Below are 24,178 nucleotides of genomic sequence, written 5' to 3' on the forward strand. Positions count from 1 at the left end.
TAATTTAACCAATTTAACCTACTGATAAATAAAGAGATAAAATTAATTTGCGTGCAAATTAATAAGGTTGGATCGGCTTTTGCTCTAGTCACTGTAGTTTTTCTGGCTGCTTTGAATCAAATGGAGATAGCAATGCCACCAACCAAGCAAATTTTTCCGCGTGTACTGGCTGCTGTATCAGCTGGCGCGCCGGTATTCAGTGAACGAACGATGATTTATTCGGTAAGGGCTTTTGCCTGCGCCATTCTTATGCTGTGCGGTGCGGCAGTGACCCACGCCGAAGAAGTGTCTGCTAATAACCTGCCACCTGAATCTGCGCCCATATTAAACAGCGTTATTGAAGATGCACGTCAGTCTGCGACACAAGCCTATCAGACTGACGATCATGAGCTGTCTGATGCATTAAAAGAAATGAAGTACCAAACCTACCGTGCAATTCGATTTAAAGCCGACAAGAGCTTATGGCGCGGTCAGAACCCTTACGAAGTGCAGTTTTTCCATCCCGGCTTTCTCTACCAACAGCCGGTAACGATTTACACTATAGGTGCTGATAACCAGCCAGCACGCCTGCCTTTTGCGCGTGATGCTTTTCGCTACGACGGTGACGCTGCGCCAATGGCCGCCGAAACCTCAGACGAGAACGGCTATGCCGGCTTTCGTGTTCATTTCCCAATCAAAAATCAACAATACAAAGACGAGTTTGCGGTCTTCTTAGGCGCATCTTATTTTCGTCTGATTGGCAAAGAGCATGTTTATGGCATTTCTGCCCGTGGCCTGGCCATTGATACCGGCCTGCCCGAGGGTGAAGAATTCCCGCATTTTACTAAGTTCTGGTTAATCGAGCCGCGAGACGGCGAGCCGATGATGATTTATGCCCGTCTGGAGAGCCCTTCAGTCAGTGGTGCCTATAAATTTGTTATCACGCCGGGGGATGAAACCAGCGTAACAGTACAAAGCTGGTTGTTTGCCCGCGAAGACGTTAATAAGCTCGGCATAGCACCGTTTACCAGTATGTTTTTGTATGGTGAAAATACGGCTGTGGTACCTGATGATTACCGCCCCGAAGTACACGACAGTGACGGCGTCGCTATGATTACCGACAGCGGCGAACAAATATGGCGAGTACTCACTAACCCAAGCCAGCTACAAATTACGTCTATGAGCGACAGCGCCCCGCAAGGCTTTGGCGTGCTGCAGCGGGACACGGATTTTGGCAGCTATCTTGATGGCGAGGCTAATTATCATTTGCGTCCGGGCTTGTGGGTAACGCCGCAGGCAGGTTTTGCTCAGGGACGTCTGGAAGTGGTAGAAATTCCAACCAAGTCCGAAACTCACGATAATATTGTGGCGTACTGGGTACCAGAAGAACCTTTTCTGGCCGGCGAAAGTCGTTATTTTGCCTACCAGCTGGAAACGGTAACAGGTGCTCGCGAAAGCGAACTGGCCACGGTAGTTCGCACACGCCAGGGTGCCACAGTGCTGCCCGGTGAAAAGCCACAACAGTCACATACCCGCCGTTTCGCACTGGACTTTGCTGTACCAGAGGGAATGCGCATTGCACCGGACATGCTAAATCTCACCATTACCACCAGTCAGGGGCAAATTCAGCAAGCCCGTGTATTTCCGATTGCTGGCGGTAAGTTACTTCGCGCTACATTTTTGCTAACGCCGCAAGGCAATCTGCCAGCGGATATGCGTCTTTATATTCATCAGGAAAATCAACGTGTCAGTGAGGTATGGAACTATGTCTATCATGCAAAATAACACTCACTCGAACGCTGAGGGTAGTACTGGGGCAGCAACATCAGCGTTGCAGACCTGGGGAGCAGGCGTACGATTAACCATTATGGCTGTTTTGGTCTTGCCCACCGCGGCGCTGGCCGGATGGAGCTTGTACGAAATCTTTAAGCCAAATCGTTTAACCGAAATGGAAATTGCCCAGTTAGCATTAAGTATGCTGCTGTTTCTGTGGCTGTCGATGTCGTTCTGGACAGCCGCCATTGGCTTTGTATTAAAGCTTTTTAATATTGACCCATTAAGTTTGCGTAAAGCGTTACCCGCGCCGGATACGCAAGCACCGCTAAAGCAGCGTCATGCAGTGGTGATGCCGGTGTACAACGAAGACACCCGCCGCATTATGGTGGGTTTTGAAGCCTGTGTTCGTGAATTACTGGATACCGAAAACGGTAAGCAGTTCGACTTTTACATGCTCAGTGACACCACAAAGCCTGATATGGCAGAGGCTGAGCTTGCAGCCTGGGAAGCATTAACCGCTCGTCTAGGCGATAAAAGCAACCAGGTGTTCTACCGTCGTCGTGAGAAAAACACCGGCCGTAAAGTGGGTAATCTGGCGGATTTCTGTCAGCGTTGGGGTAGTCGCTACGAAGCCATGATTGTGCTGGATGCCGATAGCATAATGTCTGGCGAGCGCATGAGTGATTTGGCCTATCGGATTGAGCAGAACCCGAATACCGCGCTGATTCAGACTATTCCGATGCCGGTGCGCCAGCATACGTTTTTCGCCCGTTTTGTGCAGTTTGCCGCGCACCTTTACAGCCCGATGCTGGCAACTGGTTTATCTTTTTGGCAAACCGACAGCGCTAACTACTGGGGCCATAATGCCATTATCCGCGTGGAGCCGTTTATGCAGCACTGCGGCTTGCCAACGCTGGAAGGTAAAGAGCCCTTTGGTGGGGATATTTTAAGTCATGACTTTGTCGAGGCCGCGTTGTTGCGCCGCGCTGGCTGGCAGGCTTACCTGTTAACCGATACTACCGGCAGCTATGAAGAAGTGCCTTCTAATATGATTGAATATGCCACCCGTGACCGCCGTTGGGTGCAGGGGAATATTCAGCATTTAGGTCTGCTGGGCGTTAAAGGCTTAAAGGCGACCAGCCGCCTGCACTTTGTTTTTGGTGCTTTTGCGTATATTTCATCACTGTTGTTACTGCTGGTGTTGGCTTTCGGTACGGCTGACGCGCTGTATCGCGCCCTTACTCCGGTGGAGTTTTTCAGCGCCGAATATCAATTATTCCCGGACTGGCAGATAGCCCGCCAGGGGTTAATGGTGGCCACCATGTGGGGCACCGCAGCGTTGCTGTTCATGCCTAAAGTACTGGGGCTAATTCTGGCGTTAATACAACGTCGTGAAGAGTTTGGTGGTGCATGGCGCTTGATCAAGGGCGGTGTACTTGAACTGGCTATGGCGATCATTATTGCGCCACTGATGATGTTCTATCACAGCTACTTTGTCATTAGCGTCTTCGCCGGGATTTCGGTTAAGTGGGAAGCACAGGCGCGCGAAGGCAGCATGGTGCCCTGGTTAGTTGCCCTGAACCGTTCAAAGGTAGCTACGCTGGTAGCTCTTGCCTGGGGGGCAGCAACTTTTATCTACACACCTGCTTTGTTTATGTGGTTGCTACCAGTGCTAACTGGTCTGGTGTTGGCGGCACCGATTATCCGGATTACTTCAAGCCTGAGTCTGGGTCGCGCAGCCATGCGTGGCGGTATCTTTGTGATTCACGATGAATTAAAAGAATGTCGCGCCTTAAAACGGGTACGCATCGGCATGGCAAATATCGAGCAAAGCGAAGCTGAAAGTCGCAATGCTCAGGTTCCGGGACTACCAGAAAGCAGCTGGAGGCCCATGATTATTCAGGATTTCAGTGCTGAACCGGCACCCAGGGATAGCCTGGCCGCTGAGGCTGCCTGATTACACATCCAAAAAGCCGTCTAATGACGGCTTTTGGGTTTAGAAGAAGCGAAAGTGTTGATTAAGTCTTTTACCAGAACCTCGGCCACAGTTATCTTTTGTAGCAAAACAACGGCTACAGCGCTCAATATTGATAACAGCGTTAACTTTCACTAAACGTATCAATATACAGTGACTCAACCTTATCCCTGGCCCATTGGGTTTTACGTAAGAACTTCAATGAAGACTTAATCGACGGGTCGTTACTAAAGCAATTGACCCTGACATGCTGATACAGCCCATCCCAACCATAGTGTTGCTGGAGACGTGTAAGGATCTTTTCCAGCGTCAGGCCGTGTAACGGATTATTCGGTTGTTGGTTCACTGTGGGTGCCCTGTTTCGGTAATAGGGGGGCATTATCGCCTGTACCTGATGGCCTGAAAAGCCTTAAGCTCAAACAAAAAAGGAGCAGTTATCTGCTCCTTTTCGAATTCAGTAAAGCACTGCTTACATTTCAAAGGTTACCGAGAAGGTGACCGGTGAGGTCTGAGTAATGCTCTTAAGACCCGCGATGTTTTGCAGCATATCCAGGCCAGCAGTTAAACCGAAGGTTTCCGCGCCAATTAAAGTGGGAGATACAGTACTTACTACCATAGTATCTGCAGACACTTTACTAACACTTACGTTAAAGCTTACCGGTGCTTCCACACCATGCAGTGACAGGGTGCCGTCGACTTTTGCCGTGGTGCTGGTACCGGCTTTCAGATTCATCAGGTCTGCCGGAATGTCAGCTGAAAACGTCGCTGCCGGGAACTCGGCAACATTAAACAACTTTTCCTGCATTCGGGTGTTACGAATAGGAATGTTGGTGTTTACTGAGCTAAGTGGTACTTCAATCATCAGCCTGCCGCTTTCAGACACAGAGCCAGACAGCTTGTCGAATGAATGCACTTCGGTTACCTGGGCATTCTTGGTCGACATAAAATGCAGGCTGGATTGTGCAGGATCGACTGTCCAGTCGGCAAACGCCGGCGCTACCAGTAAACTGCTAAGAAGAACTAACGATTGTTTAAGCATAGAAACACTTACTCCCTAATATTGAATGATGTCCCGCCACGGCACATTTTGATCGCCCAACACGATAAAGTCAGGGTTCTCAAGTGTGTTACGTTGGTTGTAGCTAAGTGGTTCAAAATCAGCAGCATAGATAGTGCCGCCAGCCTCCGACACAATACATTGTGATGCGCCGGTGTCCCACTCACCTGTAACGCCTAAACGCATAAATACGTCTGCCTTGCCTTCAGCAATAAAACAGGACTTCAGCGAACAACTGCCCAGAGGCAGTGTCTGGTATACCCGCTTCGCACACAATTTAGAGATAACCCGCTCACGTGGCTGGCGACGGCTGATGGCCAGTATCACAACGCTGTTATGGGGATCATCCAGTTTTCGTACGCTAATCGGACCGCTGGCTTCCGGTGACTCTTTAAACGCACCGTGTCCTGCCAGGGCATAATACAAGCTTTGTCCGGGCGGCCAGAAAATCACCCCTATCTTAGGCTTGTTGTCCTCAATCAGCGCGATATTAACGGCAAAGTCGCCGCTGCGTGCGATAAATTCCTGCGTGCCGTCAATGGGGTCTATTAACCAGTAACGTTTCCAGGTTTTGCGTTCTTCCAGGCTGGCATGCTTGGTTTCTTCCGATAAAATAGGAATGTCCGGCGTGTGCTTAAGCAGCAAATCGGTGATGATTTCGTTAGCTTTGTAGTCTGCGCTGGTAACGGGGGATTCATCATCTTTTTGATAACTTTCAAAATCACCTATATCGTATAAGCGCATGATGGCTTCGCCCGCTGCCAGCGCAGCGTCTTTGGCGAGTTGTAGCAAATCATGATCAGATTTATCAGACATAGTCAGGATGCTCCTTTAACCACTTTTGAGCAAGAAACAGCGCAGCAATACAGCGCGCTTCAATGAAATCTTCGCGAGCGAGCAACTCGTCGGCCTTTGCAATGGGCCAGCGCACCAGTTCCAGTGGCTCTGGTTCGTCGCCTGGCAGACTTTCCGGATACAGGTCCCGGGCCATCACGATATTCATTTGAGCGCTAAAGAAGGTTGGCGCCATGTTAACCTTGTGAATGGGGTCCAGCACTTTAGCGCCAAAGCCCGCTTCTTCTTTTAGTTCGCGATTGGCGGCTTCGACGATGCTTTCGCCCTGATCGATAAGTCCCTTAGGGAAACCCAGTTCGTAGGTATGGGTGCCAGCGGCATATTCTCTGACCAACAGAAAATCACCATCCTGCACCGCAACAATCATTACCGCCCCACGGCTGTAGCCGGCCATGCGTTCAAACTGACGTGTTGCACCGTTGGTAAACTCCAGGTCGACACGCTCCACCCTGAAAAAGCGACTCTCCGCCACGATTTCGCGCTGATGGATTTGCGGTAACGTTTTGTCCTTATCGATATTGCTCATGTTGTTTGGGTCAGTCTTTCGTTATCATATTCTCAAACTTAAGATTAACGTATTTAGAGGAAAAGCGCTTGCCATTTCTGCCCTGGAAAGAAATCAATACCGTCTTACTGGATATGGACGGCACCTTACTGGACCTCCATTTTGATAATCAGTTCTGGCTGGAGCATCTGCCGCAAAAGCTGGCCGAGCGATCAGGCCGCCCGATAGCGTCCTGTCGCCAGGAAATGCATGAGCACTATGCGCGTGTCAGCGGCCGCATAGAATGGTACTGCCTGGATTACTGGGCCAGGCACCTGGATATGGATATTGTGGCGGCCAAGCGGGAGATTGAGCACCTGATCGCCATGCGGGACGATACACTGCCCTTTTTAGATGCATTGCATGAGAGTGGGCGTGAAGTGGTTTTGGTGACTAACGCCCATCCCGATAGTCTGTCGCTAAAGGTTGAGCACACCAAACTGGATAATCATATCGATACGCTCATCTCGACCCACGAATTTGGTGTCACTAAGGAATCACAGGATCTGTGGCGGGCCTTGCAGGCCAGATTAGGCTTTGATCCAGCCACCACCCTGTTTGTTGATGACAGCCTGACCATTCTGCAGGCGGCCAGGGAGTTTGGCATCAAGCATGTGCTGGCAGTCAAAAACCCCGATAGCAAGCAGCCTGAAAGGGAGATTGAAGACTTCCCCGCCATCAGTGATTATCGCACGCTGGTTGATGAAATCATCAGTACACCTTGCGCTAACGGATAAACGGACAAATCAGTATGAAAATCATCGTGGGCTCAAAAAATCCGGTGAAGGTTAATGCCAGTCGGGTGGCACTACAAAAAGTACTTGGCGAAGACGTCAGTCTGGACGTTACCGGTGTGGATGCGCCCAGTCTGGTGGCTGACCAACCCATGACCGAAGCCGAAACGCGACTAGGCGCAGTAAACCGGGTTAAAGCCTGCCTGGCGGCGCATCAGGCCGATTGGTATGTGGCTATTGAAGGCGGCGTGGATAATTTTACCGATGGCCCTGCCACCTTTGCGTATATCGCTATCTGTAATGGCGAACAATGGTCGGTAGGACGCAGTACTAACCTGCCGTTACCCGGCTCGGTTTATGCGGCATTAACCGCTGGCGAGGAGCTTGGGGATGTGATGGACCGACTGTTTAATACTGACAACATTAAACAAAAAGGCGGTGCCATCGGATTGCTCACCAATCATCTGGCCACCCGGCAAAGTGTTTACGAACTGGCTATTATTCTGGCCATGGCCAGATTTAATCACCCAGCCCTGTTTAACCGTTAAAACTAACAGTTAAAGCTGAAACTGGGTGTAGCCGCTGGCGTCGGGACGGCCAAAGAACATGGCCGCATCGTGCACTTCCTGCGGTAGTGACGGGTCAGGTTTAAACTGACCTTTTACCTTAAATCCGGAAAAATCCTGATTAGCGGTAGCCTGCATACTCAGGCCGAAAGCGTTAGGCTCGGCCACATCGATCACGATTTGTTCGTTCTGACAGCGAATTTGCGCCGAGAAAGTCCCTAGTTCAATGGGGCCCCGGGTTCCGGCGACCCTGGCATTGAGCCAATCGCCATAGGCCATCATCTCATCGCAGCCCTGACCGGAGTAACTGAGTGACTCTATATTCACCCGAAAGCGGCCACCGGCATTTACCGGCAGCGGCAGCTGCACTTCTGCGAGCACGCGATCAACTGGCAAATACAGTAAAAAGTCTTCAGCCGTGACCGATTGCAGGTCAAATAAACTAAGACTTAGCGGGCCTGTAAAAGCGATGGCTGCGGCATCCCGCATGTTGCCGGCATCCAGCTCCAGAGCCAGGTGGCCGGTGAGCAGCGCCAGTGGCGAGACATCCCAGCTTAGCTGATTAACCGGAATATTGTTAACGACGACCCGGTCGACCTCGCCGTGCCACAGTGTGCCTTCTACCTGGCCCAGTTTAACGTTGCGTGGCAGGTCGATACGGTTGGCTACCTGAGAGGCCGGCATATAAGCAATTAATAAAACCAGATACAGAGCAATGCCAGCCAGCAGCCAGCGCCAGTTAATTCCCATCATTTTGTAAGCACCAGTCGTCTGACTTTAATCATGCCGGGATCGTTAGCCTCAGCTACGTCCAGTTGGTCTATTACTATGCCGCGGTTTTCCAGTTCATCGAGCCAGCCAACCAAACTGTTAAAGGGCGCTTCGTCAATCCACACCTGAATCTCATCACCTTGTGGTTGCATGCGAGAAATAGACAGTGAGTGTTTACTACTTGTACTGGTGACCAATTGCGGTAATGAGCCGCTGACCCGTGCTGGTGCGGCGCTGTTGCGGCGTAGCTGAGCGGCCTTTAAACCCTGCTCTTCCACCCAGGTAACCAGCTTTTTGTTGCTTTGCAGTAACTGAGTTTGCTGCGCGATGCTTTGATTAAGAGGCGCCCACAGACCCCAGTAAAATAATCCCACTAACACCACCAGTGCAGAGAGTATTACCAGGCGTTGTTCGCGCTCTGTCAGTGCGGCAAATTTTTGTTTTAAGGCGTTCATGAGGCTCCCCGAATATTCATGGTGCCAATAACCATATTGTCCCGATTATTAATGGCCCCCTGCTCTACGGTAAACCCAGCCGCTTCGGCAGTGCGCTTAAAGGTATCAAGGGCGTTAAAATCCTTCCCCTGGGCCTGCATGCGTATTTCCGTGCGGTTAGCATCAAATCGTAAGGTTTGCGGTGTGATCCGTGAGCTGGCAAAGGCCGGGTTTAATTGCTCGAGCATCACCAGTAACGAACTGCCATCGCCGGACTGCTCCAGGCGTTGCATTTCCTGCTGAATTTTGAGGCGTACATTTCGGTAAGTGCCGATATCCGGAAACCCTTGTTTTACCAAAGTATCAATTTGTGCACTAAGCGTGGCGTTTTGCTGCTTAAGCTGGTTAAGTTCAAGTGTTCGGTCTGCCAGTGTTATCAGTACTACCACAGCCAGCAGTATCAGCGGGGCACGCCACACCTGCCAAAGCTGATTGTGCTGTTTTTTCGCTTTGTACTGACCCTGTAGCAGGCTAAAGGAGGCCTTACCGGCGTATTTGGCCAGTACACCAATGGCCGGCACGTCTTCGTTTGCGGTGGTTTGATTGATATTGGGTACGGCGTGTAAATCGACATCCGTTAAGGCGGTTACGGCCACCGGCTCGGCCAGGGTTTTAGCCTGAAACGCCAGTACACTGGTAAGAAATGCCTGCTCACCCTGCATGCCTTGCCATGCACCCTGACGAACAATTAACTGGTCTCCCAGCGCAATGGCTATCCATTCTTCCTGTTGCGGCGCAGGCAGGGCCAGCGTATCCGGGATAATGGCTTCGGCGGTCAGCTCAGCCTGACTCAGCCAGTGCTGCCACTTTTCCATCTGGCGATGGCTGACAACCGCTATCGACTGCTGATTGCCCTGGGCCGGGCCCATGGCGAAGAACAGTTCGCTAATGTCTTCCGCCAGTTCATCTTCCAGCATGAAGGGGATGGCATTTTGCAGTTTACGATTAACTTTGCCGGGCAGCGTAACCGTGCTAAGACGAACGTCTGCGCCGGGCACCAAAACAATGGCTCTGCGCTGGCTGGTACGCTCACTCAGGCTCGCCAGATCCTCTGCGCTGGCAAGTTCGCCGCTGGCAATGACGTCCTGACTCTGGGTTGACCAGACGACCCAATGCACAGGGTCGTGGAGGTTAGTGCCCAGCCTAACAACTAACTGTTCCATTACTTAATGACTCCAAATTCACGGCGCAAGACCGATATTTTGCCTGATGCGGCGGCGTTTAACACGGTTGTCATAGCAAACGTTGCCTCATTGTAACGGCTCTTGGTATGTAAAATAAAATACTCTGTGGTTACGCTGAACCACTGGGTTTGTTCTGCCTGCAGATTTAACGCTGCAATATCCGGCTCTGCCAAAAAGGTGTTCACATCATCCCAGCCATCCATGGGCCGCGCACTGATGATTGATGATGCCTGTGCAACACTTAATCCGGTGAGGGCTGCTAACAGCGGTGCCCGTTCTTCGGTTAAGGTATTTACGTTAATCAACAGCTGGTCGTTGTCAGGAATGACACACACAAAGGGCAACAAATCGTTCAGCCATTCTGTCTCCACGCCGTTTACCAGGCGCAATTCAGACTGACTGCTCATCAGACTGTTTGCCGCCAGATACGGAAAAGCCCGGGATGCATATTCACTATCCTCGGCACCATAGGTACGCATACGATCATCACCGTCCAGCCAGTCAGCCAGTGAGTCTCTCACCGTATCAATGGTATAGCTGGGGATATCGTCTTTGGTATTTTTTAATAACCGGGCGAAGGCGTTCATTACTTCGGTAGGCTGTTGGCCGGCTGAGTTATTCTGACTGGCGCCCGGTACGGCATTAAGGTTAAAGCAGCTTTGCATGTCTTCCAGGGTGACATTAATACCGCCGTCTTCCATGGGGTAATCAAATTCCTGGGCCCAGGGCTGGTTCAGGGTGATTTTGTCGCCGGTTTCTTCCATCAGGGTAACCAGCGACATCCGCGCGTATTCTTCGGCGCTTTTGGCATACCAGTAAGCCTGATTGCTACTTTTGATGTTACTTGCTCTTTGCACCTGAAGTTGCAGGCGAGAGCCCATTTCGGTGGCCAGAATTGCCACCAGGGCAACTACCATCAATACAATCAGAAGGGCAGCGCCGCGCTGCTGGCGTGCCATCATGACTGAGATTGCTCCGTAAGCGCAAAAACACGCTGAATTTCGCCGATATCGGCCAGCGTGATAGTTATACGTACGCCTCTTGGCAGCGCTTCGCCAATATAGCTGTCGTGCCAGGCTGATTCACCGGACTCGCCACCGCCGGTATAAAATTCCACGCTGAAATTAGTCACCTGATCCAGCATTTCCCTGACTTTAGGCTCATTGCCCAGAACGTTATCCACATACACGGTGCTCAGCCTTTCCAGCTTGTCTTCGCGCAGTCGATAAGCCACACCTTGCAATGTGCTGCGCGGCAGTGCCAGCTTAGGGTTGTGCCAGCCGCCCCGGACAAAGGCTAAGCCCCCGGCATCGCTGTCGTCGGTTTCGCTGCCGCCACGCATAACGATATTGTTGTCCAGCCCTTCTACTCTGGCTGCACGAGGCATTGCCTGCTGTACGTCCCGTTCGAGGGTAATCATAAATCGTTGTAATTGCTGTAGGCGGGCAAACTTCTCAGTGGAGATCTCGTCGCTGTCGATAACAGTGGTCAGCAATGCGGTAGAGGCGAGGCCGAGCATGGCAAAAATCGCCATGGCAATCAGAATTTCTATCAGCGTAAAACCGCGGTTATGCATTAGCTTTTCTCCGCGGGTTTAGCAAAGTAGGTCACCACGGTAGTAATGGTGTCGTTAAAATCTTCATTCAGACTTACGCTCACTTCCACCGCTTTAAATTCACTGTCGCCGGTGTCTTTAACCACTTGCTTCCAGTACCAGGTGCGCTCGGCCATTTCAGCACTGCCTTTGCGGTTATTCTTGAGTGGCCACGGGCGTTCCAGTTGCAACTGATTAAGGTGATTATTGGCGACCCAGGTGGCAATCGAGATTTCTTCAATCTGCCCCACACCGCTGAGGTGTTCGGAGGCGGCTTTCATAATTGCGGTGCCAGTCATGGCAAAGATAAACAGTGCTACCATCACCTCCAGCAGGGTCATGCCGCGTTGTCTGAGGCTTAATCCCATTCTGGCCGCTCCAGCGGACCGAGCAATTCCAGCGGCGGCATGTCCTGGCAGTTCAGCACATAATACGCCGGTAACTCGTTAGTGAACTCCGGCTCATAATGAAACACCAGGCTAAATGGCGTAATTTCGCCGCTCGACATGATCAGGATTTGTGGCGGCGGTGGAGGCGGCTGTTCATCACCAATTTGAATGTCTTTATCATTAACGCTGAGTGAGCTGTCGAACATTTCCCGGTCAAACAGGCGATCTTCGTTCTGCCAGGGCAGGTCGTCCAGGTTTAGGGTAAAAAAGAACGGTTCGGTGAGCGTGACGGGTTCGTACAACGGGTTATCTTCAATAAATTGCCACTCATCGTCTTCGCTGAGTTGCATAAAGCTGTAAGTGCGATTTTCCTGATCGATAAACACACCGAGCTGACGCTGGTTAAGTACGGCGTAATCGCTGGCCATATCAATAACCACCTGCAAGCGCCGGGCCTCTCGTTCCAGCTGCTCAGACAGATCGCTAGAAAACGCGTTAAAGATTACGTAGCCAGCGGCTAACCCCATTAACAGCAGTACCAGCATAACTTCAAGCAATGTAAAACCACGCTGGCGGCGGGCCGACAACGATGCCTTAGCGAAGCTGTGCCGGAGCCGGCCTGACGCAATCATAAAAACGCGTTAAATCTTAGTTCAGGTAGTCGTTGATATTCCAGTTACCAATATCGTCATCGGTACCCGGTTCACCATCGGGACCATTAGAGAAGATATCGATAGTACCCATTTCTCCGGGGCTGATCAGGGTGTAAGGGTTACCCCATGGATCGTCTGGAAGACGCTTAATATAACCATCAGTTGGATAGTTACGCGGGATAGGGTCAAGTGTCGGCGCGCTCACCAGGGCTTCCAGGCCTTGCTCAGTAGTGGGGAAACGGTTGCTTTTCAGTTTGTACATTTCCAGCGCACTTTCCAGTTGCTGAATATCCACGGCGGCCTTTTTAAGCTGCGCTTCTTCCTGATTACCCAGGATTTGTGGTGCAACCATTGAAGCGAGGATACCAATGATCAGCAGCACCACCATGATTTCGATTAAGCTGAATCCCGACTGTCGTTTAAGCATTTTCATTACACATTCACCATATTATTTAATGCCAGAATTGGTTGGATAATGGCCATGACGATAAATAAAACCACGCCAGCCATTGTTACAATAAGCAAAGGTTCAAACACCTTTAGTGAGACACTGATAAGCGACTCAAATTCCCTGTCCTGATTATCGGCAGCCCTGCCGAGCATCTGTTGTAACTCACCCGAGCGTTCACCCGAGGCAATCATATGCATCATCATTGGCGGAAATATTCGGGTATTGTCCAGCGCAGCTCGTAAACTGGAGCCTTCTTTCACGTGCACCGCGGCTTCGGCAATACGCTCTTTAATATATAAATTTTGCAGTACATCCGTTGCAATACGCATACTTTCCAGTAGCGGCACGGCACTGGCGGTAAGAATACTTAAGGTTCTGGCAAAGCGCGCGGTGTTCAACCCACGGGAGACTTTACCTATCATCGGCACTTTTAGCAGCGCCCGATGATAGCGCAGCCGGATAGCAGGCCGTTGTACCAGCCGCTGGCACACTACAATTAAAAGCATGATAGCCACGAGTAAATACAGACCGTAGTTTTGCATCCATTCGCTCACTGCAATGAGCACTGTGGTAATCGTGGGTAAATCCTGACCCATATGGTCAAACTGGCCAACAATTTTAGGTACCACCACGGTAAGCAGTACTACTACGATCATCATGGCAAAAAACATCATGATAGCCGGGTAAATCAGCGCCTGAATCACCTGGCTGCGGGTTTGCTGGCGACGCTCGGTGTAATCTGCCAAACGGTTTAACACCGTATCCAGGTGGCCGGATTTTTCGCCTGCAGCCACCATTGCCCGGTACAAATCGTCAAACACGCTGGGAAATTCGCTTAACGCATCGGCCAGTGTGTAGCCTTCCACCACCCGGCTGCGCACCGCCATCATCATGTTTTTGTGGCGCGGCTTTTCGCTTTGTTCGGCAACGGCCAGCAGGGCTTCTTCTATCGGCAGGGCAGACTCTACCAGCGTGGCCAGCTGGCGGGTGAGCAGCGATAAATCGCTGGCAGAGATTCGCGGACGGAACAGTTGAAAACCACCGCCTGATTGTTTGGCGCTCTTTTCGGCAACCTGTTCCACTTCCAGTGGTACCAGGCCTTTTTCGCGCAATTGCTGGCGAATCTGGCGGGCATTGTCCCCTTCCAGTACGCCACTTTTGTTACGCCCGTTGGCAGCAATGGCTTTATATGCAAATGCTGCCATTAATCCTCCCGTGTCACTCTTAGCACTTCTTCCAGCGACGTTTCGCCGCTCAGTACTTTATGACAGCCATCTTCGCGAATGCTGGGGGTATTCTGGCGAATATACTTTTCAATGGCCTGCTCGCCTTTGCCTTCGTGCATCATGGTACGTACGGTTTCATCCACAATTAACAGCTCATGGATACCAGTACGTCCGCGGTAGCCGGTTTGGTTGCAGGCTGCGCAACCTTTTGGTGAGTAAATCACTTTACCATCGCCCTGAGTCAGGCCGAGTATAAGGGCTTCCTGTTCACCGGGGGTGTGGGGCTCCTTACATTCGGGGCACAGTGTCCGTACCAAACGCTGAGAGAGCACAGCCAGTAAGCTGGATGACAGCAAAAAGGGTTCTATCCCCATGTCTTCCAGACGGGTAATCGCACCGGCTGCGGTATTGGTGTGCAGGGTAGATAACACAAGGTGACCAGTTAAACTGGCCTGTACCGCGATCTGGCCGGTTTCGATATCACGGATCTCGCCCACCATCACCACATCAGGGTCCTGACGAAGAATCGCCCGTAAGCCGCGGGCAAAGGTCATTTCGACCCGTGGGTTTACCTGGGTCTGGCCAATGCCCTGTAAATCGAATTCGATAGGGTCCTCAACCGTCATAATATTACGGTCTTTGGAATTTATTTCGCTTAAGCCCGCGTACAAAGTGGTACTTTTACCCGAGCCGGTAGGGCCGGTAACCAGAATAATGCCGTGGGGTTTACGGATAAGCGATGAGAAATGGTTGCGGTTAACTTCGGTCATACCGAGGTCGGCCAGATTTAACCGCGCGTTGTTTTTGTCCAGCAAACGTAATACCACCCGCTCGCCGTGGCTGGATGGCAGGGTCGATACCCGCACATCCACTGCACGACCGGCAATGCGCAGGGTAATCCGGCCATCCTGCGGAACGCGTTTTTCGGCGATATCCAGCTTGGCCATAACCTTAATACGCGATACCAGCATTGACGACAGCTTACGGTTAGGACGCAAAATTTCGCGCAGCACGCCGTCTACCCGAAAACGCACAACCAGCTGATTCTCGAAGGTTTCGATATGGATATCCGAAGCACCTTCTTTAATAGCTTCACCCAGCATGGCGTTGATAAGTTTGATGATAGGCGCATCATCCTCGCTGTCGAGCAAGTCTTCGGTATCCGGTAGTTCTTCGGCCAGCGAGAATAAATCGCTTTCGTTACCCAGGTCTTCCATTAGCTGTTTGGCGGCTGAGGAGTCGCGCTGATAGGCCTGTGTGAGCAATGGCTCAAACTGGTCCTGGGGAAGTTCTTTTAACGCCAGCGGCCCGGCATGGTAGCGACGTACTTCAGCAAATATATCAACCGGTGTATCACTGGTGTGATAAAGCAGTGCTGGCACCTGATTCAGTTCCAGCAGCACCTTATGTCGTTTGGCAAAACCAAAGGGCAACTGCTGTTCGTCAACCGTTTCTTCAGGTAACAGCGCTTCCGCTGATTCAGCCGCCACACTGGCTACTGAATCGATAATATCGGGCTGCCGTGCTTCGGTGCTCATTAATTGCCTTCCTGATCTTTAATCAGTTCACGTGCTCTGGCTTCTTCTTCCTCACGACGTTTAAGATAATCATCATACGACGGTGGTAATGCCAGGCTCTCATTCCACTCAGGCAATACCGGGGTTTCGGTGCGTGGCATCAGGGTCACGCCTTCTGACTGACGCTGTAGTTGCTCGGCGCGAATAAAGTTGTACTTACGTTTACTGATGTCGTTCATGGTAACGCCATCACGAACAATTTTAGGCCGTAAAAACACCATCAGGTTACGTTTGCGTTTGCTGCTGCTGGTGGATTTAAACAAGTGGCCAAGAATTGGAATGTCGCCCAGTAATGGCACTTTGGATACACTTTCCTGAACGTCTTCGTCGATTAATCCGCCCAATACGATGGTACCGCCGTCATCCACAATAACCGTGGTTTTGATTTGGCGTTTGTTAATTGAGATGTCCACCGCAGTCGCGCCGGATACGCTGGAAACTTCCTGCTCAATGGTCAGCTGTACGGCGTTACCTTCGTTGATTTGCGGGGTCACCTGCAGCTTAATACCCACTTCCTGACGATCAACGGTTTGGAAGGGGTTCGAATTATTCGCGCCAGTGGTTTGTCCGGTGATAACCGGCACTTCCTGACCAACAATGAAGAACGCTTCTTCGTTATCCATGGTAGTCAGGTGCGGGGTAGCCAGTACGTTTGAGTTGGTGTCGTTACTGACAGCCTGCACTACCGCGCCCCAGCCATTCTTGATGACGCCGGCAATTAAGCCGTTAGCGCCGCCCAGTAAACTTGCCAGCGTGGTGAAGTCACCCTGAGTTACATCTTCGGTAGGCACCACCTGACCATTAGCGGTTACGTAGGTTGAACGGGTAACCTGGTCTTCCGCCTGACGCAGGGCTACACCCAGTGCGCCTACCGGAATAACACCGTTATTAAACTGTGTACCGCCACCTGCTTCGGAGACAACCTGCACGCCCAAAGAGGTGCCATCGCCTTCGTACATTTCTACAATAATGGCTTCAACCTGTACCTGGGCGCGGCGCACGTCTAACTGGCGAATAACTTCTTCCAGCGAGCGCATCATATCCGGCTCGGCGGTGATCACCAGCGCGTTTGAGTCTTCGTGGGAATCGATGCTGACATCGCGGTTAGACGACGAACGACGGGCGTTGTTGTTACTGGCATTTTCTTCGGCCTGAATACTGTCGCTGACGCCTTGCAGTACTTTTACCAAATCTTCAGCTTTGGCGTAGTTTAAAAAGATAACCCGGGTATTACCGTTGGTTTCCAGCTCCTGATCCATGCGCTGGACAAGGTTAATCAGGCGTTTACGGGCTTTAGAATCGCCACTCACAATAACGCTGTTGGTGCGGTCGTCGGCTACTACGCGAGGTTCGCTTTTGCCGCCTGCGGCCTGTTTACCCTGGGATTTGTTGATACTTTCAATAATTCGCACCATCTCAGAGGCAGACGCGAATTTAAGTTTAACGATATCTACTTCTTCATCGCCGGCGCGGTCTACCCGTTCGATAATTTCAACCAGACGGTTTACTACAGCAGCACGGCCGGTGAGCATCATTACGTTAGAGGGATCGTGGCTTACCACGTTACCGCCGCCTGCCTGATCGTTCAGCTGGCGCAAAATGGGCGCAAGTTCTCTAACCGGCACGTTATACACCGGGATAACCCGGGTAATCATTTCATCGCCATCTAAATTGGCGTTTTCTACCACCGGGATATTGGAGGTTTTCGCGTCTTTGGAACGTACCACTTTTAAAATACCGTTAGGCATTTCTACCACGGCAAAGTCATATACTTGCAGCACGTTAAGGAAGAACTGGTAATACTGTTCCTCGTTTAGCATGTCGTAACTGATAACGCTGATTTTGCCGCGCACGTTAGGGTCGACAATAATGGTTTTTTGCAGGTTTTTACCAACAATCGTGATGAACTCGTTGATATCGGTATCCTGAAATTTGGGCATACGATCGACTGCTGCAGCCTGCACACACATTAGCGTGGTACAAATTGCTACGCTCACTCGGGTCAACCAGGTTCGACCAAATCGCCTCATGTTTAATTCCTGTTTTACTTGCTTAAATTATTGCTCTGGCATGTCCAGGTACAAGGTTTTGTACTCGCCATCACGGGTAACCGTGAGCTCTATAGACTGCGCGGTTCTTAATTCGCCCATGGCATCTCTGGCCTGAGCCGGATCAGTTACATCCAATCCGTTAATCTGTATAACAATGTCACCATTTTGCAAACCCACCGACTCAAACAAGCTCGGGTTTTTGCCGGGTTTTACTTTGTATCCGACCATCTGCCCGCCTTCCAGTGCCGGCGTTACAGCGATAAAATCAATAAAGCTGGAGGGGCTGTCGCGCAGCGCTTCGGTGGCGGCAACAGCTTCATCACTTAACTCTCGGCGCTGTCCAGCCCGGCCTGGGTTGACGGAGGGACGGTTAGTGCGAGCGGTTGAACTTGCGGTATTAGATGATTGTTGCCCGGGGCGTCGCTTGGTAAAATCCAGACCATCCAGCATCAGGGTTTCGTGGCGTCCGCCATTTTTAATAATGACGCGATCGCTGTGCACCTGGGCCAAAGTGGCATTGGTGCCGTCGATTTTTTCGCCAATGGCGTAGGTGGCCTGCTTGCCACGATTTTCGATAATGGCGGTGCCTTGTTCTTCATCTGAGGTAGAGACTACGCCTGACAACACCAGATTTAATTGAGTTTCGGGGGCGTCGGTGATGGTTTCTTCCACCGGCTTGGGGGCAGCCACCTTATTTACTTCGCCAAACAGATTGAGGCGTTGTATTTGGGCTACATCGACCCCACGTTGGGAGGTTGAAGACGAGGTTGCTAACCGGTTAGTCGTTGGAGCAGCGCCGGTTGCCTGACTGCCAGCGGTGGGTTCGGGAATGAGTTTCCAGGTAATTTCGACAGCATAAGCAATTAAATACAGGCACAACAGCACCATCACCACTAATCTTATACGTGGTTGTTGGGCGCTGAATACGGCCGGTAAATTTTGCAAGCTGGATTGATTTAATATCATCTGAAAACAACTAATTGGTGAACAAATAACCGCGACAAAACGCTCTCATCATAGCTTAGTCTGCGCGGGGGCAACAACCTTAATCCGATCAGGTTAAAATAATATTACAGTTTTACAGTTAAACGAATGGTGAAACCTATGGCTAATGATGCATCGTCAGAACTCAAAGTCAGGTTAGATAAATGGATTTGGGCAGCCCGACTGACCAAAACCCGTGCTCTGGCAAGAGACCTGATTCAGGCCGGAAAAGTTCACTACAATGGCCAAAAGAGTAAGCCGGGCAAAGTTGTTGAGATTAATGCCTCGATTCGGATACCCGCCGGATGGGATGTCAGAGAGCTGGTGGTAAAAGGGCTGGCGGAAAAACGTTTGCCTGCCAAAGAGGCTCAGCTATTGTATGAAGAAACGCCTGAAAGTGTGGCGCAACGTGAGCAGAATCAGGAAGCCCGCAAAATGCAGAGCTTTCATAATCCTCACCCAGAAAGCCGGCCGGACAAGAAGCAGCGTCGCGAACTTATTAAATTTAAACACCAATAATCGCGTTGGTGAAAACAGGATACCGAAATGAACCAGTTTGATCAGTTACATCGATATTTATTTACCGACGTGAGCGTGCGCGGTGAATTAGTCAGATTGCAGGACACGTTAAAGCCGATAATTCACAGCACCGATTATCCGCTGGCTATCCAGCAGTTGCTGGCAGAAATGGCCGCAGCTACCAGTTTGCTTACTGCTACGCTCAAATTTGATGGTGAGGTAGGGCTACAAATTCAAAGTCAGGGCAAAGTCCGCTATGCCGTGGTAAATGCTACCCACAAGCAAGCCCTGCGCGGCGTGGCGCGTTGGGACGAAGAGGCCGATTTAAGCAGTGCGACCTTTGCTGACTTAGTGGCTAATGCCGTGCTGGTGATTACCATCACTCCTACCGAAGGCGAGCGTTATCAGGGTGTGGTAGCACTGGATAAAGGATCGCTGGCGGGCTGTATCGAAGATTACTTTGAACGCTCCGAGCAGCTTGCTACCCGGGTGTTTATTCATACTGATATAACCGACAGCGAAGCGCCTAAAGTGGCCGGTATGTTCCTGCAGGTAGTGCCACAAAGCAGCGAAGCCACCAGTGTTACTGCTGACAGTGACTTTGAGCACCTGTGCAAACTAACCGAAACCATGACCGCAGAAGAGCTGTTTGCGCTGCCGGCTCATGACGTGCTGTACCGCTTGTATCATGAACAAACCGTTGAAGTGTATGCGCCAGAAGCGGTGACTTTTTCCTGTACCTGTTCTCGCGAGCGCAGTGCCGAAGCCCTGCGTAACATTGAGAAAGACGAATTGTTGGCCATCATTAAAGATGAAGGCGCAATTACCATGAACTGTCAGTACTGCCATACCGAGTATCGTTTTGACGAAATTGATGTCGAAGCCATCAAAAGTGGCTATAGCAGCGCGCCCGATACAACGCAGTAACTTCGGGCCTTAATGATAATTCGAGCCCGCGTGAGCGGGCTTTTTTATGGCGTTACTAAAAATGGAGTCTGTTTTGGCTGATTTTCATCTTCAGGCACTCACCCTCGCCGAACAAGGGCAATGGGATACGGCCCACGATCTAGTAGAAGCACACAACGACGAGTTTTCCTGTTTGATACACGGTTATTTGCATCGGGTTGAAGGCGATGAGTTTAATGCCCGCTACTGGTATACCCGCGCCGGACATACCATGCCTGAAAATCGTCTGAATGAGGAGCTTGAGCGCTTGAAGCAACTGGTTGTGCAATCTTCTTAAGGGTTAGTTCAGCGCTTTTAACAACGCAGTCGAATCACTGATGCTTACGCTTTGCTGCACGGTTGATTCAATGACGAATAAGGTTTTAATGGATTGTGACGCCAGGTAGTGCATTGTTTCATCATCAGTATTCCCGGTGTCTTTCCAGTGACCGGTGCCCAGTACTACCACTTCTTCGCCGGCTTCCAGAACGCCCTCCTCAAATTTAACATCAGCACCGTACACGCCGGTAAAGCGACGGAAAGATTCACCAACTGCCTCCAGCGTTTGTTGTCTTTTGGTATTTTCCGTGTCGCTGAGAAACCCTCCGCTATCCCGGTGATAAGTGCTATCGTCATGCACAGTATCTGGCTGAATAACGATGTTCGCCGCCTGCACCCTGGCTAAAGCGTAGTGGCTTTTATAACGGATTAAAAAATCGGTTGATGCTGCAAAAAATTTACTGGTTTCCCAGGCCGTTTCGGTGTGCCCATTGGCTCTTACCCGTTCGACTTTTTCTGAAATTTTTAGTGTATATGCCGCACAGTCGCGTTGTGTGAAAGGCGCGGATAATGCCGTCTTGAGCAAAACTACCTCGCCTTGCAGACGCACGGTTTCGCCACTTTGGCAGTCCGCGATATTCTTTTGTTCTATGGCTTTAAAGGTACGAATGAGCTTTTTAGTGCCCCAAAAATAGGAATAGCCATAAACAAGTAACCAGACAGACCCTGCAGCCAGGCCAATTAACAGCATTAGCCGGTTGCGCTTGATTTGCCAGAACTCGGCAAACCATTGTGTGTGCTCAACGAGCTGCCAACCGATGAAAGCAAATACAATCATCAGGGCGAAAAAGCCGAAGATAGTGAGGTAGTGAATAGTGGTTTCATTTATCTTCAAAAGTTTCATCTCGATTGCACAGGTAATCAATACTTTACCCGAATTTATCGGATGCATACGAATTCTTATTGCAGTGCCTGTGTGTTCGCGCATACTGCTGGTACAGTAAAAAAAGTAATGACTTTACAGCAGGTTTCAGGAGAAGGCATGAATCGACGACTGGCAACAACGGTTATTTTTAGCGGATTCTTTCTGCTGGGCATGCTGTTGTTGATGTGGGGTATTCTGTTGCCGCGAATGGCAGAACAGCTGGCTATGAGTAACCTGGTGAGCGGTGCCTTGTTTACGCTGTTCTCTCTGGGCATGATGATTGGCGCCATTGTTGGTGGCAAATATGCTTCGCGCTTTGAATTTCTGCCACTCTTTGCCACGCTTTCACTGGTTAACGCTCTGTTTATTGTGATTGCAGCGCTCATGCCCACCTGGTCAGGATTGCTGGTGTTAGTGTTTATAGTGGGAATTATCAGCTCCTGCAAAATTACCATTGGCCACACGTTGATCGCCCAGCTGTATGAAGAAAAGCGGTTTGCGATGATGGGTATCATGGATTTTATGTTTAGCCTGGGCACCCTGGTGGCCTCGTTTTACGTGTCCTTAATTTACCTGTGGCGGCCTGACTGGCGCGTTTCGCTGCATATTCTGGCCGGGTTGTGGGTGGCATTAGCTTTGTTTACGTTGTTGCGCGTTCGCCATGCTCAGGCAACGCGGCCAGTGGATCAGCCGCAGGCTTCCAAACCTAAGGAAACTCTGGCCTTTGCTACTATTTTGCGCCAGCCGGTGTTTATCCTGCTGGCTGTGGCGAGCTTTGGTTACGGTGCCGTTGAGTTTGGTACGGTAAACTGGTTTGTTAGCTATGCCCAGCAGGGACTGGGGTTTACGGGTGACGATGCTCGTTTATTACTGGCCGGTTTTACTGGTGGCATGGCATTAAGTCGCCTGAGTTTTGCCTGGTTTTTACGTTGGTTTAGTGTACACCGGCTAATGATGGTGCTGGTCTCGCTATTACTGGCAGGTGCGCTCATTGCCAAGCTGGGTACGGCATTTACGCCTATCTGGCTGGGCAATTTTTTACTTGGTCTTGGTCTGGGTGGGTTGTTCCCACTGGTATTGTCTGCGGCCATGAATATAGACAGTGACAAGGGGCCACTGCTTTCAGGAATCACCATTCTTGGAAACGCCGCCGGGGTGCAGGTGGTCTCACTGGGGACCGGTGCCTGGGCGGGGTTTGAGTCTATTGAGGTAGCTTATTGGTCTATTGCCATGGCGGCTATTCTGTTGTGGGCGGCGACCTGGTTTTACAGCCGGCTGATTAAAAAGGGCTAGTCAGAGTCCTTCACTGGGTAGCCAGAATTCCGCCACCAGTCCTTCTGTGGGATGGTTGCGCAGGTTTATCTGGCCGCCGTGCATTTCGATGATGCGTTTGGTGATTGCCAGCCCCAGTCCGGAACCACCTGAGTTACGGGCTTCATCTCCCTGGGAAAATGGTCGAAAGACCTGTTCCAGGTTGTCTTCTGGGATCCCTTGTCCAAAATCACGCACCTGACATACCACCCGCTGCTGCTTTAGCTCAAAGTAGGTGGTGATTTCGATATGGTTGCTGCCATAACGGAAGGCGTTTTCAATCAGGTTATCCAGCACCCTTTTGATGGCCACTTTACGTAGTGGAATATTCGGTAACGGATTAAGTTCCAGGTGAATAGACTGCCGCTCAGATGTGGCAGGGTTAAACTGCTGGTTGCTGTTACGGGCATCAGATAGTTCGGTAATCAGCGGATTGAGGTTGCCAATAACCTGGCGTTCCTGCTGTTCCTGGCGTGCATACTCAATAAACTGGTCAATAATGGCGTTCATGTCTTCGATGTCGCTGACAATGCCTTCTTTTACCCAGTCCTGATCTTCCGGCAGCATTTCGGTAGCAAGGCGGATGCGGGTGAGCGGTGTTCGCAAATCGTGGGAAATTCCTGCAGTCATGACCATACGATCGTGCTCGAGCTGCTTTATGCCCTGATTCATGCGGTTAAATGCTTTGGTTACTTCGATCATTTCGCTGGTGCCGTCTTCTTTTAACGGCGGCGGAAACTGCCCGCGCCCTACTTTCACTGCCGCCTGTTGTAAGGCACTCAGGGGGCGGTTAAGTCGGAATACAAATAACCAGCCGCCGCCTACGCTGAGAATACCAATTAACAACAGGTATAAGGTTAGCGGAAAGATATTGGCTTCACTCAGGCCATAAACCGGCACCCTGATCCATTTGTCTGGCAGGCTGTCGAGTTTGATCCAGACGTAATAGGGGGTGGCTTTCTGATCCAGCTGAGGCGCGCTAATCCTGACTTCGGCGTGCTCGTTTAACTGGTCTGAAACTTGCGCCGACATAAACTGATAGAAGGTCGCCTGGGCCAGTCTGGCAGTCTGGGCCTGGTCATCACTAAGGATTTCGATGCCGGTTTGCTGTTTTAATAACTTGCGGTACTGCGGGTCGTTCAGGTCGCTGATATGGGTTTTCAGCGTGGCGGCCTGGGTAGCGATTAAGCTGTTGATCTGCTCGTAGCTGGGACGAATAAAGTACATGGTTACCGACAGATAGGAAACCACCTGATTGATTAGCAATAGCACGCCAATGAGCAGGACTGTCTGACCAAAAGCGCTTTTGGGAAGTAATCGCACTGCCAGATTAACTAAA

At 50.8% G+C, this 24,178-nt stretch carries 26 protein-coding genes; 8 read left to right on the forward strand and 18 right to left on the reverse strand.

The annotated features are described in order from the left end of the window. Positions 1 to 132 precede the first annotated feature (132 nt). Positions 133 to 1,764: an OpgD/OpgG family glucan biosynthesis protein gene (locus BFC17_RS15845; protein ID WP_229680924.1), complete on the forward strand. Its 1,632-nt coding sequence runs from the start codon at positions 133 to 135 to the stop codon at positions 1,762 to 1,764. Continuing rightward, a complete protein-coding gene (gene mdoH / locus BFC17_RS15850; protein ID WP_139142106.1) occupies positions 1,745 to 3,712 on the forward strand; it encodes a glucans biosynthesis glucosyltransferase MdoH in 1,968 nt (655 codons plus the stop codon). Before BFC17_RS15845 ends, mdoH begins: the two co-directional genes overlap by 20 nt. A gap of 142 nt (positions 3,713 to 3,854) precedes the next feature. Here mdoH and BFC17_RS15855 read toward each other — a convergent pair whose 3' ends face one another. The 4 genes from BFC17_RS15855 to nudE all read right to left on the reverse strand — a co-directional run bounded on the left by BFC17_RS15855 (position 3,855) and on the right by nudE (position 6,168). Further along, complete coding sequence (locus BFC17_RS15855; protein ID WP_070177958.1) at positions 3,855 to 4,076, reverse strand: VF530 family protein; 222 nt, start codon at positions 4,074 to 4,076, stop codon at positions 3,855 to 3,857. A gap of 123 nt (positions 4,077 to 4,199) precedes the next feature. Continuing rightward, the gene (locus BFC17_RS15860) at positions 4,200 to 4,769 is read right to left on the reverse strand and encodes a YceI family protein (RefSeq protein ID WP_070177466.1); all 570 of its coding nucleotides are present in this window, start codon (positions 4,767 to 4,769) and stop codon (positions 4,200 to 4,202) included. A gap of 15 nt (positions 4,770 to 4,784) precedes the next feature. Next, positions 4,785 to 5,603: a 3'(2'),5'-bisphosphate nucleotidase CysQ gene (cysQ, locus tag BFC17_RS15865; protein ID WP_070177467.1), complete on the reverse strand. Its 819-nt coding sequence runs from the start codon at positions 5,601 to 5,603 to the stop codon at positions 4,785 to 4,787. Next, a complete protein-coding gene (gene nudE, locus BFC17_RS15870) occupies positions 5,596 to 6,168 on the reverse strand; it encodes an ADP compounds hydrolase NudE (RefSeq protein ID WP_070177468.1) in 573 nt (190 codons plus the stop codon). Before nudE ends, cysQ begins: the two co-directional genes overlap by 8 nt. Before the next feature lie 68 nt (positions 6,169 to 6,236). Here nudE and yrfG point away from each other — a divergent pair, with 68 nt between their 5' ends. After that, the gene (gene yrfG, locus BFC17_RS15875; RefSeq protein ID WP_070177469.1) at positions 6,237 to 6,923 is read left to right on the forward strand and encodes a GMP/IMP nucleotidase; all 687 of its coding nucleotides are present in this window, start codon (positions 6,237 to 6,239) and stop codon (positions 6,921 to 6,923) included. A 14-nt stretch (positions 6,924 to 6,937) separates the two neighbouring features. After that, the gene (gene yjjX / locus BFC17_RS15880; protein ID WP_070177470.1) at positions 6,938 to 7,468 is read left to right on the forward strand and encodes an inosine/xanthosine triphosphatase; all 531 of its coding nucleotides are present in this window, start codon (positions 6,938 to 6,940) and stop codon (positions 7,466 to 7,468) included. Between the two features lie 9 nt (positions 7,469 to 7,477). Here yjjX and BFC17_RS15885 read toward each other — a convergent pair whose 3' ends face one another. Genes BFC17_RS15885 through gspC form a run of 12 tightly spaced genes read right to left on the reverse strand, consistent with a single transcriptional unit; the run spans position 7,478 to position 18,842 of the window. Further along, positions 7,478 to 8,239 carry a type II secretion system protein N gene (locus BFC17_RS15885; protein ID WP_229680923.1) on the reverse strand — a complete coding sequence of 254 codons (762 nt, stop codon included), beginning with the start codon at positions 8,237 to 8,239 and terminating at the stop codon, positions 7,478 to 7,480. After that, entirely contained in the window at positions 8,236 to 8,712 is a 477-nt protein-coding gene (gene gspM, locus BFC17_RS15890; RefSeq protein WP_070177471.1) for a type II secretion system protein GspM, read from the reverse strand. The genes BFC17_RS15885 and gspM overlap by 4 nt, the downstream gene beginning before the upstream one ends. Next, the gene (gspL, locus tag BFC17_RS15895; RefSeq protein ID WP_070177472.1) at positions 8,709 to 9,914 is read right to left on the reverse strand and encodes a type II secretion system protein GspL; all 1,206 of its coding nucleotides are present in this window, start codon (positions 9,912 to 9,914) and stop codon (positions 8,709 to 8,711) included. Before gspL ends, gspM begins: the two co-directional genes overlap by 4 nt. Further along, positions 9,914 to 10,897 carry a type II secretion system minor pseudopilin GspK gene (gspK, locus tag BFC17_RS15900; protein WP_139142107.1) on the reverse strand — a complete coding sequence of 328 codons (984 nt, stop codon included), beginning with the start codon at positions 10,895 to 10,897 and terminating at the stop codon, positions 9,914 to 9,916. Before gspK ends, gspL begins: the two co-directional genes overlap by 1 nt. Further along, complete coding sequence (gspJ, locus tag BFC17_RS15905) at positions 10,894 to 11,511, reverse strand: type II secretion system minor pseudopilin GspJ (protein ID WP_070177473.1); 618 nt, start codon at positions 11,509 to 11,511, stop codon at positions 10,894 to 10,896. The genes gspK and gspJ overlap by 4 nt, the downstream gene beginning before the upstream one ends. Continuing rightward, on the reverse strand, positions 11,511 to 11,897 hold the full coding sequence (gene gspI, locus BFC17_RS15910; protein ID WP_070177474.1) for a type II secretion system minor pseudopilin GspI: 387 nt from the start codon (positions 11,895 to 11,897) through the stop codon (positions 11,511 to 11,513). The genes gspJ and gspI overlap by 1 nt, the downstream gene beginning before the upstream one ends. Continuing rightward, positions 11,888 to 12,550 (reverse strand): type II secretion system minor pseudopilin GspH, encoded by a 663-nt coding sequence (gspH, locus tag BFC17_RS15915; RefSeq protein ID WP_083271779.1) that lies wholly within the window; start codon positions 12,548 to 12,550, stop codon positions 11,888 to 11,890. Before gspH ends, gspI begins: the two co-directional genes overlap by 10 nt. Before the next feature lie 16 nt (positions 12,551 to 12,566). Then, positions 12,567 to 13,004, reverse strand: a complete 438-nt coding sequence (gspG, locus tag BFC17_RS15920) for a type II secretion system major pseudopilin GspG (protein WP_070177475.1) — start codon at positions 13,002 to 13,004, stop codon at positions 12,567 to 12,569. Beyond that, positions 13,004 to 14,227, reverse strand: a complete 1,224-nt coding sequence (gene gspF, locus BFC17_RS15925; protein ID WP_070177476.1) for a type II secretion system inner membrane protein GspF — start codon at positions 14,225 to 14,227, stop codon at positions 13,004 to 13,006. The genes gspG and gspF overlap by 1 nt, the downstream gene beginning before the upstream one ends. Beyond that, positions 14,227 to 15,786: a type II secretion system ATPase GspE gene (gene gspE, locus BFC17_RS15930; protein WP_070177477.1), complete on the reverse strand. Its 1,560-nt coding sequence runs from the start codon at positions 15,784 to 15,786 to the stop codon at positions 14,227 to 14,229. Before gspE ends, gspF begins: the two co-directional genes overlap by 1 nt. After that, positions 15,786 to 17,855: a type II secretion system secretin GspD gene (gspD, locus tag BFC17_RS15935; protein WP_083271780.1), complete on the reverse strand. Its 2,070-nt coding sequence runs from the start codon at positions 17,853 to 17,855 to the stop codon at positions 15,786 to 15,788. Before gspD ends, gspE begins: the two co-directional genes overlap by 1 nt. 27 nt (positions 17,856 to 17,882) lie before the next feature. Next, entirely contained in the window at positions 17,883 to 18,842 is a 960-nt protein-coding gene (gene gspC / locus BFC17_RS15940; protein ID WP_070177478.1) for a type II secretion system protein GspC, read from the reverse strand. Between the two features lie 138 nt (positions 18,843 to 18,980). Between gspC and hslR the strand changes: the two genes are divergently transcribed. The 3 genes from hslR to BFC17_RS15955 are packed head-to-tail and all read left to right on the forward strand — an operon-like array spanning position 18,981 to position 20,622. Next, positions 18,981 to 19,379 (forward strand): ribosome-associated heat shock protein Hsp15, encoded by a 399-nt coding sequence (gene hslR / locus BFC17_RS15945; RefSeq protein WP_139142108.1) that lies wholly within the window; start codon positions 18,981 to 18,983, stop codon positions 19,377 to 19,379. Positions 19,380 to 19,406: 27 nt separating this feature from the next. Then, positions 19,407 to 20,306, forward strand: coding sequence for an Hsp33 family molecular chaperone HslO (hslO, locus tag BFC17_RS15950; RefSeq protein WP_070177480.1), 900 nt, complete (start codon positions 19,407 to 19,409; stop codon positions 20,304 to 20,306). A gap of 46 nt (positions 20,307 to 20,352) precedes the next feature. After that, positions 20,353 to 20,622: a hypothetical protein gene (locus tag BFC17_RS15955; RefSeq protein WP_217494031.1), complete on the forward strand. Its 270-nt coding sequence runs from the start codon at positions 20,353 to 20,355 to the stop codon at positions 20,620 to 20,622. A 3-nt stretch (positions 20,623 to 20,625) separates the two neighbouring features. Here BFC17_RS15955 and BFC17_RS15960 read toward each other — a convergent pair whose 3' ends face one another. Continuing rightward, a complete protein-coding gene (locus BFC17_RS15960) occupies positions 20,626 to 21,507 on the reverse strand; it encodes a hypothetical protein (RefSeq protein WP_139142109.1) in 882 nt (293 codons plus the stop codon). Between the two features lie 138 nt (positions 21,508 to 21,645). On the opposite strand from BFC17_RS15960, the gene BFC17_RS15965 reads away from it, so the two are divergent. Next, positions 21,646 to 22,821 carry an MFS transporter gene (locus BFC17_RS15965; protein ID WP_070177964.1) on the forward strand — a complete coding sequence of 392 codons (1,176 nt, stop codon included), beginning with the start codon at positions 21,646 to 21,648 and terminating at the stop codon, positions 22,819 to 22,821. Here BFC17_RS15965 and envZ read toward each other — a convergent pair whose 3' ends face one another. Beyond that, positions 22,822 to 24,162, reverse strand: coding sequence for a two-component system sensor histidine kinase EnvZ (envZ, locus tag BFC17_RS15970; protein ID WP_070177482.1), 1,341 nt, complete (start codon positions 24,160 to 24,162; stop codon positions 22,822 to 22,824). Positions 24,163 to 24,178 lie beyond the last annotated feature (16 nt).

Origin of the sequence: Marisediminitalea lipolytica (genome assembly GCF_001758465.1) — a bacterium.
GTDB classification, from domain to species: Bacteria; Pseudomonadota; Gammaproteobacteria; order Enterobacterales; family Alteromonadaceae; genus Alteromonas; species Alteromonas lipolytica.

Coding starts and splice junctions, on each gene's coding strand:
- gspH (WP_083271779.1), bottom strand. CDS start 12,550: ATGATTGCGTCAGGCCGGCTCCGGCACAGCTTCGCTAAGGCATCGTTG.
- mdoH (WP_139142106.1), top strand. CDS start 1,745: ATGTCTATCATGCAAAATAACACTCACTCGAACGCTGAGGGTAGTACT.
- gspF (WP_070177476.1), bottom strand. CDS start 14,227: ATGGCAGCATTTGCATATAAAGCCATTGCTGCCAACGGGCGTAACAAA.
- BFC17_RS15885 (WP_229680923.1), bottom strand. CDS start 8,239: ATGATGGGAATTAACTGGCGCTGGCTGCTGGCTGGCATTGCTCTGTAT.
- gspI (WP_070177474.1), bottom strand. CDS start 11,897: ATGGGATTAAGCCTCAGACAACGCGGCATGACCCTGCTGGAGGTGATG.
- gspD (WP_083271780.1), bottom strand. CDS start 17,855: ATGAGGCGATTTGGTCGAACCTGGTTGACCCGAGTGAGCGTAGCAATT.
- BFC17_RS15955 (WP_217494031.1), top strand. CDS start 20,353: ATGGCGTTACTAAAAATGGAGTCTGTTTTGGCTGATTTTCATCTTCAG.
- BFC17_RS15845 (WP_229680924.1), top strand. CDS start 133: ATGCCACCAACCAAGCAAATTTTTCCGCGTGTACTGGCTGCTGTATCA.
- gspL (WP_070177472.1), bottom strand. CDS start 9,914: ATGGAACAGTTAGTTGTTAGGCTGGGCACTAACCTCCACGACCCTGTG.
- cysQ (WP_070177467.1), bottom strand. CDS start 5,603: ATGTCTGATAAATCTGATCATGATTTGCTACAACTCGCCAAAGACGCT.
- gspC (WP_070177478.1), bottom strand. CDS start 18,842: ATGATATTAAATCAATCCAGCTTGCAAAATTTACCGGCCGTATTCAGC.
- hslR (WP_139142108.1), top strand. CDS start 18,981: ATGGCTAATGATGCATCGTCAGAACTCAAAGTCAGGTTAGATAAATGG.
- gspG (WP_070177475.1), bottom strand. CDS start 13,004: ATGAAAATGCTTAAACGACAGTCGGGATTCAGCTTAATCGAAATCATG.
- gspK (WP_139142107.1), bottom strand. CDS start 10,897: ATGATGGCACGCCAGCAGCGCGGCGCTGCCCTTCTGATTGTATTGATG.
- BFC17_RS15860 (WP_070177466.1), bottom strand. CDS start 4,769: ATGCTTAAACAATCGTTAGTTCTTCTTAGCAGTTTACTGGTAGCGCCG.
- hslO (WP_070177480.1), top strand. CDS start 19,407: ATGAACCAGTTTGATCAGTTACATCGATATTTATTTACCGACGTGAGC.
- gspJ (WP_070177473.1), bottom strand. CDS start 11,511: ATGCATAACCGCGGTTTTACGCTGATAGAAATTCTGATTGCCATGGCG.
- gspM (WP_070177471.1), bottom strand. CDS start 8,712: ATGAACGCCTTAAAACAAAAATTTGCCGCACTGACAGAGCGCGAACAA.
- BFC17_RS15960 (WP_139142109.1), bottom strand. CDS start 21,507: ATGAAACTTTTGAAGATAAATGAAACCACTATTCACTACCTCACTATC.
- BFC17_RS15965 (WP_070177964.1), top strand. CDS start 21,646: ATGAATCGACGACTGGCAACAACGGTTATTTTTAGCGGATTCTTTCTG.
- yjjX (WP_070177470.1), top strand. CDS start 6,938: ATGAAAATCATCGTGGGCTCAAAAAATCCGGTGAAGGTTAATGCCAGT.
- gspE (WP_070177477.1), bottom strand. CDS start 15,786: ATGAGCACCGAAGCACGGCAGCCCGATATTATCGATTCAGTAGCCAGT.
- nudE (WP_070177468.1), bottom strand. CDS start 6,168: ATGAGCAATATCGATAAGGACAAAACGTTACCGCAAATCCATCAGCGC.